Raw genomic sequence first — 15024 nt, forward strand, 5'->3', positions numbered from 1 at the left:
ACTCCGCCATGGAAAATGCCGCTCCGGTCCCTTTCGACGTGCTGTTCGAGCCGGCGGATGTCGAGGCCTTCGCTCGCCTCAGCCGCGACCGCAATCCGCTGCACGTCGATCCGGACTATGGACGGCGGTCGTCGTTCGGCACCTGCATCGTGCACGGCGCGATCGGGGCGCTGGCCGCGCTCGAGCGGATCGCGCCGGCCGGGCCGGTACGCGTGACGCGCCTGTCGGCCAGCTTCCGCGGCCCGATGCTCGTCGGACGGCGCTACGGCTGCCGGATCGATTCGCACGACGAAGACAGCCACACCGTCACCTTGTGCGATGGCGCGGTGGCGCTCATGCAGATCGCCGTGTCGTGGGCGCCGGCCGACGCGCTCGCCGACGCCGTTGACGCTGTTGACACTGTTGACGCTGTTGAGGCTGTTGAGGCTGTTGACGCCGCCGAAGTCGACGACCACGACGACGATGCGTTGGCGGCCGGCATCGAGCGAATCGGCGAATACCGGCCGACGGGGCTCGGCGCGCGCTATCCGCGTGCACTGCGCGCGTTCGGTGCGGCCGTGCTCGATACGATTGCGCTGTGTAGCTTCCTGACCGGCATGAAGCTGCCCGGCCGGCGAGCGCTGTTTTCGGCGCTGCGCCTGACGTTCGGGCGTCGCGCCGCCGCCGGCGCGCTGGCCTATCGGCATGCCGTGGCGTCGTTCAATCGCGACTTCGGGCTGCTCGACACGCGCCTGGAGGTGCGCGATGCGCATGCGGCGCTCGCGCATGGCGAACTGCGTTCGTTCGTCCGCAAGTCGCTCATCGACCGTCCTGTCGCCCACTATCTCGCGGCGCGCTCCGACGTGGGCGCGACGCGTCTAGCGGGCAAGGTCGCCTTCGTGACGGGCGGCTCGCGAGGACTCGGCGCGGCGTTGGTGCGCAGCCTCGCCGCGCTCGGCTGCCGCGTCTATCTGAACTACCTCGGCAGCACCGCGCAGGCGAGCGCCGTCGTCGGCGATCTCGAGGCACACGGCCTTGCGGTTACGCTGGTGCGGGGCGACGCCGGCGATCGCGCCTGGCTCGACACGGTGGCCGCCGAGCTGCGCGCGCGGCACGCTCGCCTGGACGTGCTCGTCTGCAACGCCTGCGAACCGCCGCTGCGGATGGAGGACGAAGCGTCGTCCGCGGCGCGCCGCGACGACTATCTTGCGCGCAACCTGAGGCTCGTCGAGGCGCCGCTCGAGGCGTTCGCCGATCTGCTCGCGGCGAGCGAGGGCATCGGCGTCGCGATTTCGTCGGAGATGGTCGATACCGCGCCGGCCGGTTATGCGCACTACGTCGAACTGAAACGGCGGACCGAGGCGTGCATGCGGCGGCTCGCCGATGCGCAGCCGTCGATCCGGATGCTGATCGCGCGGCCGTCGAACCTGTTGACCGAGATGAGCAACACGCCGACGCGGATTCTCAACGCGCAGGAGCCGGATGAGGTTGCGATGCGCATCGTCAATACGTTGACGGCGGGCGGCGAGCGTCACCGCCTGCTCGCGCGCTTCACCGATGACGCGGCGCCGCGCGCGACGGCGACGCTAATGGTGAGCGCCAGCTTCACGCTCGATGCCATGCTCGGCGAATTCGATGCCTGGCTCGCCTGCCTGCCGGGCGAGCATGCGGTGCGGCAGACCGGATACAACCGAATGATGCAGGACCTGCTCAGTCCGGATAGCGCGCTCAATACCGCGGAGGGCGCGGTCAATCTGCTGTACCTGCGCGTCTCGGACTGGCTGCACGAACGCGAGGCGTGCTGGCATGACGACGGGCTGCGGCTGTCGGACGAGACGGATTTCGTGCGGCGGGTCGCAGACGATTTCGTCGCCGCGCTGCGCGGTTTCGCGCAACGCAGCCGCGCCTGGCAATTGCTGATCGTCTGCCCCGATCCGCGCCTCGACCCGGCCGATGCGCAGGGCGCCGCACTGCTCGACGCGGTGCATGCGCGGCTGCGCGCGCTGCCCGGCGAACTGCCGAACCTCGCCACCGTGTTCGCGTGCGACTACCATGCGACGCACCGGATCGACGCGACGCGCATCGACGATGCGTCGCGCAACCGCATCGCGCACATTCCCTATGTGCAGGGCTATTTCGGCTTCCTTGCGGCGCTCGCCGTTCGTATGCTGAACGCCAAGCGGCAGCCGCCCGCGAAGGTGGTGGTGCTCGATTGCGACAACACGCTGTGGCGCGGCGTGTGCGGCGAGGAGGCCGACGTTCGCCAGCTTGTGATCGACGACGAACTGCGCGCGTTCCAGCAGTCGATGAAGGCGCTGCTCGCGCGCGGCTTCATCCTGTGTCTGTGCAGCAAGAACCGGGAGGAGGACGTCTGGGACGTGTTCGACCGGCATCCCGGCATGGTGCTGACGCGCGAGGACATCGCCGCCGCGAAGATCAACTGGCTGCCGAAGTCCGAGAACCTGCGCGCGCTCGCCGAGGAGCTCGATCTCGGCATGAGCAGCTTCGTGTTCTTCGACGACAACCCGCTCGAATGCGCGGAGGTCCGCGCCGGCGCGCCCGAGGTGCTGACGGTATGCACGACGCAAGGCGGGCTCCGTCCGTCGGAATGGGCGGATCGGCTCTGGGTGTTCGACCAGTTGGCGCACACCCGCGAGGACGGCGCGCGCACGCGGATGTATCGCGAACAGTCCGAGCGCGAACGGTTCCGCAAGTCGGCCGAATCGTTCCGCGCCTTCATCGAAGGGTTGAACCTCGATGTCGCGATCGAGCCGGTCACGGCGGCGCGCGTCGATCGCGCGTCGCAGATGACGCTGCGAACGAACCAGTTCAACAACACAACGATCCGGCGCGACCGGGCCGAGATCGTCGCGATAATGCACGACGACGCATGGCGACTGCTCACGATCGACGTCGTCGACCGGTTCGGCGACTATGGCACGACGGGGCTCGTCGCGTACCGGATCGAACCGTCCTGCCTCTACGTCGATGCGTTCCTGCTCAGTTGCCGCGTGCTCGGACGCACGGTCGAGGATCGCGTGATGCAGCGGCTCGTCGCGGTCGCGCAACAGCACGGCGTCGCGCAGATACATGTCGCGTTCGCGCCGACTCGCAGAAACACGCCGTTCCGGCAGTTCCTCGACAAGCTCGCGCCGTCCGCGATCTTGGTCGACTCCGCGGCGCTCGGCGAGACGAGCCGTTACGTGTTCGAGCGCGAGGCGTTGCGCGAGACGCTCGATCGGCAGGCTTATCTCGAACACTCGCCGCGGCCCGGCGCCGACGACGCGCCCGCGGCGCCGCCTTTCGTCGTGAGTGCGGACACGCGCGCGCAGGGTGCCGACTACGTGGGCATCGCGCAGCGATTGCACGCTGCGTTCGACGCGCTTGGCCCGTCGGGCGACTCGACGTCCGACGCCGCGCCGGGCGTTGCGCGCGCGTCCGAAACGGGTGTCGTGGCGCGGCGCAGCGCAGGCTCGACGCGCATCGCGAGCGGGGCGGAGCGTGAGGCGGCGTTGTTGCGTGAAGTCAAGCTGCGTTACGCGCGCGTGCTGGCAATCGACCCCGACATGCTGTCCGAATCCGAGGAGCTCGAACGATACGGTCTCGAATCGATCGACATCGTGAACCTGACCGTCGAACTCGAGCGGCTCGTGCCGGGACTCGCGCCGACTTTCCTGTTCGAGCATCGCACGCTGCGCGACGTGGTGCGCGCGCTGATCGCCGAGTACGGCGCGGCGGCGTCCGGGCTCGCGCCGGCGCCGGCCGCGACGCTGCCGCGCCAGGCGGTGCATCCGGAGCGGCACGATGCACATGACGCGCCAGACGCGCATGAGGCGGACGAAACCCGCGACGAGATCGCGATCATCGGACTGCACGGCGTCTATCCGGGCGCGAGCGACATGCACGCGTTCTGGCAATTGCTGCAGGCGGGCGAGAGCCGTATTGCGCCGATGCCCGACGCGCGGCGGCAGTTGATCGATCGGGCGCTGCCCGGAGTCGCGGCGACGTTGCACGGCCACGTGGACCGCGCCGGCTATCTCGATGGCATCGAGCGTTTCGAGGCGGATCTGTTCGGCATCACGCCGAAGGAAGCCGAGCTGATGGACCCGCAGCAGCGCCTGTTCCTGCAGGTCGTCTGGGGGCTGCTGGAGGATGCCGGTTATACGCGGCACACGCTTGACCGCGCAACCGGCGTGTTCGTCGGCGTGCTGTCGAACGACTACGCGATGTATGCGAATCTGCATGCGCTGCGGCAACCGGAACAGTATCGCCATACCGACTACTATCAGATCGCGAACCGCGTCTCGTACCACTTCGATCTCAGCGGGCCGAGCATGTCGATCGATGCGGCCTGCGCGTCGTCCGGCACGGCGTTTCACCTGGCTTGCCGGGCGATCCGCCACGGCGACTGCGAGGCCGCGATCGTCGGCGGCGTCAACCTCATTCTGCATCCGAGCCGCCTGATCCAGTACACGCAGACCGGCATGCTTTCCGGCCGCGGCAGTTGCACGCCGTTCGGGCGCGACGCGGACGGCACGTTGCTCGGCGAGGGCGTCGGCGCGGTGCTGCTCAAGCCGCTGTCGCGCGCGCTCGCCGACGGCGACAACATCCATGCCGTCGTGAAGGCCTCATCGGTCAACAGCGGCGGCAAGACCAACGGCTTCACCGTGCCGAATCCGAATGCGCAGGCGAGCCTGATCGCGGGCGCGCTGCGCGCTGCGCGCGTGCCGGCGGCGCGGATCGCCTATGTCGAAGCGCACGGCACCGGCACGGCGCTTGGCGATCCGATCGAGGTCAGCGCGCTCGGCCGGGCGTTTCGTGAGCTCGGCGCAACGGGTGAGCGGCGCATCGGCTCCGTGAAGGCGAACGTCGGCCACGGCGAGTCGAACGCGTTCCTCGCGAGCCTGAGCAAGGTGCTGCTGCAATTCCGTCACCGCCGCTGGGTGCCGACGCCGACCTCCGCGGAGGACAACGCGGCGATCGATTTCGCCGCGGCCGGCTTCGCGGTGCAGCGCACGCTGGCCGATTGGTCCGAGACGGGGGACGAGGGGCCTGTTGCCGCCTGCATCAGCAATTTCGGCGCGGGCGGATCGAACGCGCATGTGGTGCTCCAGGCGTGGCCCGCGAGCGTCGCGCAGGGCTGCGCGGGCCGCCATCTCGTGCCGCTGTCCACGCATCGGCCGGAGTTGCTGCCGCGCCTCGCGGGCCGCTTGCGCGAGCGCTTGTTGCGCGACGCCGCGGCCGAGATCGATCTCGGCGCGCTCGCGTACACGCTGCAGGTCGGCCGTCAGCATCTCGATCATCGCGTCGTGTTCCTCGTTGACGACCGCGACACGCTGCTCGATGCGCTCGAACGGTTCCAGGGCGGCGCCGCCGCCGATGCGCGTTGGCTGTGCGGCAGCACGGCCTCGCGCAACGCGCTCGGCGACTTCCTCGACGGGCAGGCGGACATGCGCGAATTGCTGCGCAAGTGGGCGCGCGAGCACGAACACCATCGGATCGCGCAGCTGTGGCTGCACGGTTTCAGCATTCCCTGGGAGGCGCTCCACACGGCGCGCAAGCCGGCGCGGATCAGCCTGCCGACCTACCCGTTCGACGGGCGTCCGCACTGGCTCGAACCCGGCGAGGCCATGCCCGGCCTCGCCGCAGTGCCGGCCGCCATGCCCGCCGGCGACGCCGTGCTGTTCGCTCCGGTCTGGGTCCGTGCGGACCTGCCCGCCGCGCGCGAGCCGGCGCCGAGCGTCATCGCGCGCCACGTCCTGTTCTGCGGGCTCGACGCCGCTGCGCGCGAGGCGTTGCGCGCAGCGAGCCGGGCGAGCGACGCGTCGATGCATTTCCTCGCGTTGTCCGCAGGGACACGGGAGGATGCTTATGCCGATTGCGCGGCCGCGCTGTCGACCTGGCTGCGCGAACTGCTCCGCAGCGGCCTGCGCGAGCCGCTTCGCGTGCAGGTCACGGCGGCCGGAGCGCGGGACGAGGTCTGGACGGGCCTCGCGGCCTTGCTGAAATCGGCGATGCAGGAAAATCCCATGTTGTCGGCGCAATTGATCGAATTCGACGATGCGCCGGATGCGGCGGCATGGTTCGCGATACTGAACGACGAGATGCGCGAAGGCTGCGACGTGTCGGTCCGCTACCGCCCCGGGCGGCACGTGCGGGCCTGGCATCCGCTGGCGCCGCCGGCACGGCCGGCCGCGTCCACGGGCGGCGCGGGCGTCTACCTGATCACCGGCGGCTCGGGCGCGCTCGCGCTGCAATGCGCCGAATGGCTCGGCGCGCGCGATCGCGGCGCGACGATCGTCCTGCTGGCGCGTCGCGACGAGGCCGCGCTTGCCGGCTCGCCGCGCGGGCATCGTCTCGCCGCGCTGCGCGAAGCCGGGATGCGGATCGTCTATCGCAGCGTCGACGTCTGCGACGGGCCGGCGCTGGAGGACTGCATCGCGACGATCGTCGCCACGCACGGGCCGCTCCGAGGTGTACTGCATTGCGCGGGAATAGTCCGCGACACCTATCTGATCCACAAGTCCGAAGACGATTTCCGGGCCGTGCTGGCGCCGAAGGTGGCCGGCACGCTGAACCTCGACCGCGCGACGCGCGGCCAGCCGCTCGCGTTCTTCGCGCTGTTCTCGTCGATCTCGGGCGTGCTCGGCAATGCCGGCCAAGCCGACTACGCGGCGGCCAACGCGTTCATGGACGCGTTCGCGCACCGTCGCGCCGCGCGCGTGCGTGCCGGCGAGCGGGCGGGGCACAGCGTTTCGATCAACTGGCCGCTCTGGCGCGACGGCGGGATGGCGCTCGACGCCGAACTCGCGGCGCTGCTGCGCGAGCATCACGGCCTCGACGCGATCGCGAGCGAGGCCGGGATGCGCGCGCTCGATCGGGCGCTCGCCGGCGCCGCGCAACAGGTGTTCGTCGGGACGGGCGCGGGCGAGGCGGTTGCGCGCACGCTGGCGGCGTCGGCACGCCGCCAGCCGGACGCGGTCGCCGGCGCGCCGGCGACCGCAACCGCCGGTGCCGCGCCCAGCCCGGCGGCGCTGTACCCGTATCTCAAACGCGTGCTGGCGGACACGACGAAGCTCGACCCCGCGACGATCGACGAACATCGCCCGCTCGCGGACCTCGGCCTCGATTCGATCCTGCTCGCGAAGCTGAACAAGGCGTTGGCCGCCAACTTTCACCAACTGCCGAGGACGTTGTTCTACGAATACCCGACGCTCGAGGCGCTCGCCGCGTACCTGGCCGAGCAGATCCGCCTCCAGGGAATTCCGGCCGACCGCTTCGTGCCCGTGTGCGGCGAGGCGCAACCGGCCGCGCCGGCGCGCGCCGCGCATGACGCGGCGCCGGCGCCGAAGCCGGCGTCCGCGGCCGTCCACGCCCCGGGGGACGCGGCGCGCGACATGCCGATCGCGATCATCGGCATCGGCGGGCGCTATCCCAATGCGCCGTCTTTCGACGCGCTCTGGCGGAGCCTGAAGAATGCGTCGAGCGAGATCGGCGAACTGCCGGTCCGCCGCTGGCACGGCCCGCACGCCGATGCCGGGCGCGATCTCCATCCGGCGCTGCGCGGCCGCAAGGGCGCGTTCCTCGACGACTTCGCCCAGTTCGATCCGGCGTTCTTCCAGATCGCGCCCGTCGATGTCCACGCGATCGATCCGCAGGAGCGGATGGTGCTGATGTCGTGCTGGGCCGCGCTCGAAAGCAGCGGCTATACGCGCGAGCGGATCGCGGCGCGGCATGGCCGCAACGTCGCCGTCTGCGTCGGCGCGACCAAGAGCGGCTTCAATCATTTCTCGTCGGGCGCGGCGGCGCACGCGGATGTCGGCGTCGGCGCGCGCGAGGCCGTCACCTCGACCTCGTTCGCGAACATGGCGAACCGCGTTTCGTACTTCCTCGACCTGCGCGGGCCGAGCATCGCATTCGACACCATGTGCACGTCGTCGCTGACGGCGATCCATCACGCCTGCCAATACCTGCGGCAAGGCGAAGCCGAACTCGCGATCGCGGCCGGCGTGAACCTGCACCTGCATCCGAACGACTATCTCGCGCTGGAGCGCCTCGGCATGTTGAGCAACGAGGCGGACGTGAACTGCTTTTCGCTTGGCGGCAACGGCTTCATTCCCGGCGAGGCGGTGGGCGCGGTCGTGCTGAAGCGGCTCGACGCGGCGCTCGCCGACGGCGACCGGATCGACGCGGTCATCACCGCGACGGGCCTCAGCCACAGCGGGCACACGCATGGCTATACCGCGCCGAGCCTCGCGCAGCAGGAAACGTTGATTCGCCGTGTCATCGCGCGCGCCGGCCGGCGTGTCGACGACGTCGCCTACGTCGAATCGGCCGCGAACGGTTCCAGCATGGGCGACGCGATCGAATGGGGCGCGCTGAAGAACGTGTTCCGCACGCGCGCGCAGCCGTGCGCGATCGGCTCGGTCAAGCCGAACCTCGGCCATCCGGAGGCGGCAGCCGGCATGGCGCAACTGAGCAAGGTCGTCGCGCAGTTGCGGCATCGCGCGCTCGCGCCGACCCTGGTCGACCCGGCGCGGCTCGACCATGCGTTGCTGGCCGACAGCGGGCTGCGGCTCGTGACGGCGTACGAGCCGTGGCCGGAGCAAGGCGATGCGTCGGCCTGCCTGATCACGGCCGCCGGCGCCGGCGGCACCTACGCCGCGATGGTGGTCGAGCGGGCGCCGGCGATCGGCGCACCGCCGGCCGCACGTGCCGCCGTCGTCGCGATCGCGCTGTCCGCGCGGTCCGGGGATGCGCTGCGGCGCATGGCCGCCGAGCTGCACGACCACCTCGCCGCCTATCCCGAACTGCGCATTGAGGACGTGGCCCGGACGCTGCACATGGGCCGCGAGGCGATGACGGTGCGAGCCGGCTGCCTCGTCGAGAGCCGCCGCGAACTGATGGGCTGGCTGCGCGAGTTCGCCTCGGGCGAGCCGCCGGCCCCGGCCCGCACCGCTGCGCCGCAAGCGCCGGCAAGCGCGGCGGCGCCGTTGCGCGCCCGGCTCGACGAGGCACTGCAGGCCTGGCTGGCCGCGCGCGATGTCGACTGGCCGGCCGCCTACGGCGATACGTGGGCGACGATGCGCGTCGCGCCGCTCGCGCTGCCCGCCTATCCGTTCGATACGCGCGAGTTCTGGCGCGAGACGCCGCGCGCGCGCCGCGCCGGCGAGCGCACGGCCGCCGGCATCGAGGCCGCCTCGACCCCGGCGGACACGGCCGCGCCGCCGCCCGTCGCACTGTCCGCGCCCGGCTGCGCGGCGCCGGACGAGACGGTGGCCGAGGTGAAGGACGCGATCCGCGCGCTGCTGCATGTCGAACCGACCGAGGCGATCGACGACGCGACGTTCTTCGAGCTCGGCATCGACTCGATCCGGATGGTGTCGTTCGTGAACGAGATCGCCGCTCGCTTGGCGCTTCCGCTCGAAGAAACGGTGCTGTTCGATTGCCCGACCGTGGCGCAATTTTGCGTACACGTCACGCGTCTGCGCGCGTCGAATAGGCCCGACGGTCGCGCCGCCGCATCCGCCGCGCCGCCCGGAACCGGCGTTGCCGCGCCTGCCACGCCTCGCGCGCTTGCCGCCGCGCCAGCCGCGCGCGCGGATCGCGCGAGCATTGCGGCGGCTTCGCACGATGACGACGGCGCGGTCCTGCTGCAGTTGAAGGCCGCCGTCAGGGCGATCCTGGACTATCCCGATTCGGAACGGTTCGACGACGGCGCGACCTTCTTCGAGCTCGGCGTCGATTCGATCCGGATGGTCGGCTTCGTCGCGGCGCTTTCCGCGCGGCTCGGCCTCGAACTCGAGGAAACGGTGCTGTTCGATCATCCGACGCTCGCCGCGCTGGCCGGCCACGTCGCGGCGCAGCGGCGCTCGCGCGTCGGGGTGCCGGGCATGGCGGCGGCCGTCACGGTCGAGATGCCCGCCGATGCGGTTGCCGCCCCGGCGGCCGGGCGGCAGCCGCCGCCGCTTGATCACGCCGCGCTGCTGGACAACCTGCGCCGCCACGGCCGCACCTACGAGGAAATGGTGCCGCTCCAGACCGAAGGCGATGGCCCGCTGCTGTTCTGCCTGCATCCGGCATCGGGCGACGTCGCGATGTTCGGCAAGCTCGCCGCGGCCGTCGGCACGCGCTGCCGCATGGTCGGCATCAAGGCGCGCGGCTTCCTGACCAAGCAGCCGGCCTGCGCCGACGCGTATGAGATGGCGCGCCACCACGCCGAGATCATCCAGGCGGTCGATCCGGCCGGGCCGTATCACGTGATGGGCGCTTCGATGGGCGGCGTGGTCGCCTACGAGGTCGCGCGCGTGCTGCAGAACGCGGGCCGGCGGGTGAGCTCGGTATTCATGCTGGAAACGCCGCTCATCACGTGTGAACGCGATTCGGACATCTTCGCGCTCGACGAACTGCAGAATTGGCTGACGAACGCGAACTTCCTGATGATCGCGATGCTGCACCTCGATCCCGCGTTTCGTCAGCGCAAGCAGGACGGGCTCGTCAAATGGGACGACCTCGCGATCACGGCGCCCGAGCTGGGCCTCGACGAGGACGGCGCCCGCGACGACGAGCGGCTCGAGTCGCGGCTGGTCGAGCTGATCGTCGAGCGCGGCGTGCGTCAGGCGCCGCAGATCCTGAGCACGCGTCTGCGCTCGATGTCGGACACGCATCGCAACAACCTGCGCTGCATGCGCGAATACCGCTGGCAGCCGCTCGCGCGGCCGGACGAAGTCGAGATTCTGATGTTCCGCACGGCGTCCGCGCGGGCGACCTCCGATCAGGTCTACAACCCGAACTACCTCCACAGGCTCCAGCGCGTGCACGGCTCGATGATCCCGCTGCTCGACGCGTGGGTCGAGAGGATGCCGCAAGTGCGAACCGTGGTGGTCGGCGGCGAGGATCACTTCGATCTCTGCAACCGGACCCTCGGCGACGAGGAGGTGATCGGGCCGGTGCTCGCATCGATGCGGCGGCCGCCGGCTGCGCAGCCGGCGGCCGCCGCCGTGGCGGCGGGCGGCGCGGCGACGGCCGGCCCGGGCGACTCGAATGCGGCGAACGTGCCGAACGCATCGATCGAACAGAACGCATCGAACGCATCGAACGCGCCGGCCGGCGCCGCATCCGACGCGTTGCGTGTGGCCGTGATCGGCATCTCGGCGCGCTTTCCCGGCGCTGGCGACGTCGATGCGTTCTGGCGAGTGCTGGCCGAGGGAAAGAGCCTGATCGGCGCGGTGCCGGCCGGGCGCTTTCCCCCCCGCGATGGCGCGCCGGATCACGGCTGCCTGTTCGAGCGCATCGACGAGTTCGACCACGCGTTCTTCCATCTGAGTCCGAACGAGGCGCAGATGATGGAACCGGCCGAACGGATGTTCCTGGAGGAAGCGTGGCGCGCCGTCGAGGACGCGGGCCTCGTGCCCGACCGGCTCGCGGGCGCGAACTGGGGCGTGTTTGCCGGCAGCGGCGGCGACTATGATCTGCACGTGCAGTCGGTGCTCGGCATCGCGCCGCAGGTTTCGGCTTCGACCTTGCCGGGCCGGGTCGCTTATCACCTGAATCTGCACGGGCCGGTGATGGCAATCGACGCCGGTTGCGCGTCGTCGCTGCTGGCGGTGGGACAAGCCTGCGACAGCCTGCGGCTCGGTCAGTGCGAGATCGCGATCGCGGGCGGCGCGATGGTGTATTCGACGCGCAACCTGATCGAAACAGGCCACTACTACCGCTTGCTCAGCGAAACGGAACGCGGCGCCGCGCTCGGTGCCGACGCAACCGGCATGCTGCCGGGCGAGGCGGTCGGCGCGTTGGTGCTCAAGCCGCTGCAGGACGCCGTGCGCGACGGCGACCGCGTCTACGCCGTGCTCGATGCATGGGGCAGCGCCCATAACGGCCGCACCCAGGGCATCGCGGCGCCGAGCGCCGCCTCGCAGGCGGCGCTCTTGACGTCCGTCTACCGGCGCTTCGGCATCGATCCCGCTTCGCTCGATTTCTTCGAGGCCAATGCGAGCGGCTCGCCGCTCGGCGACAAGGTCGAACTGCAGGGCCTTCGCACCGTGTTCGGCGGGCGAGCCGTCGGGCATCCTCCGCTCGCGCTCGGCACCGTCGAGAACAACGTCGGCCACTCGTTCGCCGCATCGGGCATCGCGCACCTGCTGAAGGTGATCCTGGCGCTGCATCGCGACACGCTACCGCCGACGGCGAATGTCGATGCCGCGACAGCCGCCGCGGGCGCCGACGGCGGACCGTTCGAGATTCCGGCGCACGCGAGGCCCTGGCCGCGCCGCGCGGGCACCGCGCGGCGCGCGGGCGTCAGCTCGTATAGCGCGACGGGGATCAACGTGCATCTGGTCGTGTCCGAGGCGCCGCCGGCCGCGGTTCCGACGCCGGCCGCGGGGCCGGCGTTGCTGGCGTTCTCGGCGCCGACGCCCGAGGCGCTGCGGCAGCGCGGCCGGGACCTGCTCGCCTACGTGCGAGCCACGGACGATAGATCGTGGTCGCCCGCGCGGCTGTCGGCGAACCTGCTGTCGCGGCGTCATCACTTCCGTCATCGCTGTGCGCTGATCGCTCGCGATCGTGCCCACGCGGAGCAACTGCTGGCGCGCTTCGTCGCGAACGCGGGCGATTCCGAGGTGCTGACGAACCCGGCCGGCGCGGCATCGAACGACGACGACATCCGCGCGGCGCTGCGCGGCGAGGCGGCGGCGTTCGACGCGGGGCGCGCGCCGCTACCGCTCGAACGCGCCGCGCACTGGTACATGCAGGACATCGCATTCGACGCGCGCCGCGGCTTCGCGCCGGCCGATCGCGTGCCCCTGTCGCTGCCCGGCTATCCGTTCGCGCGCACGCGCCACTGGCTGCGCGAGGCGCCGGCGAGCGGGCCGGATATGGCTGCGCAGCCGGCCGGCGAAGATACGCAGCGCTGGCTGCTGCGCCAGGTCGCGACGATCACCGGCGAGGCTGCGGACGCAGTGAGCGCTGAAGCGAACTGGAGCGAGATGGGTTTCGATTCGCTGATGAGCCTCCGCCTGCTGTCGGCGATTCGCGAGCGGACCGGCGTCGAGGTTCCGCTTGTCGAACTGCTGGACCGGCGCACCCCGGCGGTGCTGCACGCGCATCTCGAAGCGCTTGGCGCCTTCGCGGCCGCACAGGGCGATGGCGTGACGCGGGCCGACGCGCCGCCGCTGCCGGCGGTGCAGTATCCGTGGTTCGGCGAACGCCTGTCCGCGCTGCGGGCGGCGGAGGAGGTCGTCGCGGTCGCGCTGGCGCAGCAGGCGTCGGCGCCGGCGTCGCGGCAGGATCGCGACCGCGTGCTGGCCGAGCTGCTCGACGCCGGCATCGCGGTGTTCCGCGACACCGACCAGGCGGTGTTGCTGGCGGCGCGCTCGGTCGGCATCGACGCGCATCTGCGGCGGTTCGAGCCGGACGCACTCGCCGCGGGCCTCGGCGCGCTTGCGCCTGGGCAGCTCTGGGCGCCGCTGTCGCAGGAACAGGCGCGCCACCTGCATCTGACCGAGCGAATGGGCAACACGGCCTGGAACGTGTTCCACGTGTTCCGCCTGTACGCGGCCGAGGTCGATGTCGAGCGCCTGCGGCATGCGCTGATCCTGCTCGCGCGGCAGCAGGACCTGCTGCGCACGCGTTACGTGGCGGTCGGCGACGGCCATGCGCAGTGCGTATCGGAGCTCGTCGGCGTCTCGCTCGATTCGATCTCGACGCGCAGCCGCGAGGATTTCCATCAGTTCATCCAGAGCAGCCGAAGCCATGCGCTGCTCGAGGAGCACGGCGGCCCGGCGATCCGGATATGGCTCACGGAGGCGGACGGCGCATTCCATCTCGGCCTGGTCGCGCATCATGCGCATGCCGATGCGTTCACGCCGGGCCTGCTGTTCTCGCAACTGATGGCGCTTTACGGCGCTTTGGGCGGCGAGGCGGCCGCACGCGACGACGACTGGCGGCAGCCCGATCAGTACTGGCTCTATGCGCTGCGCCAGCACGACGCGCGCGGCGCCGGCGCGGATGCGCACCGCGCCTGGTGGCGCGACGCGCTCGCGGGCGTCGACGTCGAGATGCGGCTGCCGTACCGCCGGGACGTGATGTCCTCCTCCTTGCCGTCGCGCGAGCTCGCCGCGAACCAGATCGTGCCGGTGCCGCCGGCGCTCGGCGAGCGGATCGCGGAACTGGGGCGCGCGCATGGCATCTCGTATCCGCAACTGTTCGCGGCCGTGCTGGCCATCGTGCTACGCGAGTTCTTCGGCAACGATCGCCCGGTGCTGCAGGTGATCCACAACCAGCGCGACAGCGCGGCATTGGCCGCGTGCCTCGGCGATTTCTCGAACGTCGCCTTCGTGCCGTTCGAGCTCGATCCGGGCCGCAGCGTGATCGATACGTTGCACGCGGTGCGCCGAACCCTGCTGACCGCGCTTCAGCACGCGCGCATTCCGGCGGCCGATCTGCTGCGGATCGCCGGAGTGGACGGCGAGGCCGGTTGCGGCGCGATGGTCGGCGATGTCGTGTTCGACAGCGCCGACATCGATACGGCCAGGGTAAGCATCGCCGGCGAGCACGGCGTCTCGACCTACATGGATGCGGTGCTCGAACAGCGCCGCATCCATTTCCTCGATCAGCCGCTTGCGTCGCTGTTCTTCCAGTTCCTGCGGATCGACGGGCGTCTCTACATCTTCCACGCATACCGCCGCGCGCTGTTCGAGCACGAGACGATGCAGAAGCTGCCGCTGCGGATCGTTGAGCTGGCCGACGCGATGCTGCGCGCGCCGGACGCGCCGGTGGCCGGCCTCGTCGCGTCGTTCGCGCCGCGCTTCGACGAACTGGGGCGTGGCGTGCACGCGCCGGCGGCGCGCATGGCGCCGGCGAGCGAAGCGGGACGCGATACGGCGAGTGGTGCGCAGGGGGAGGCGTCGGGCCTGCTCGAACGCTTCCTGGGCGGCGACCTGTCGATCGCGCAGTTACGCAGCACGCTGCGCGCGTCCGGGGGCCACGACGGCATGGGAGCTGTCGCCGAATGATGCGGGGCGAAACGCCAAGGTGGCCCGGCCG

The 15024-nt window shown here is 70.8% G+C and carries 1 protein-coding gene; it reads left to right on the forward strand.

The genetic code is table 11. The annotated features are described in order from the left end of the window. Window positions 1-8 precede the first annotated feature (8 nt). Window positions 9-14993, forward strand: a complete 14985-nt coding sequence (locus tag AQ610_RS21795) for an SDR family NAD(P)-dependent oxidoreductase (RefSeq protein ID WP_045554697.1) — start codon at window positions 9-11, stop codon at window positions 14991-14993. Window positions 14994-15024: the final 31 nt, after the last annotated feature.

This window comes from Burkholderia humptydooensis (assembly GCF_001513745.1).
Lineage (GTDB): Bacteria > Pseudomonadota > Gammaproteobacteria > Burkholderiales > Burkholderiaceae > Burkholderia > Burkholderia humptydooensis.

Excerpts from the sequence above, each read along its gene's own strand:
- AQ610_RS21795 (WP_045554697.1), top strand. The coding sequence starts at position 9 with ATGGAAAATGCCGCTCCGGTCCCTTTCGACGTGCTGTTCGAGCCGGCG.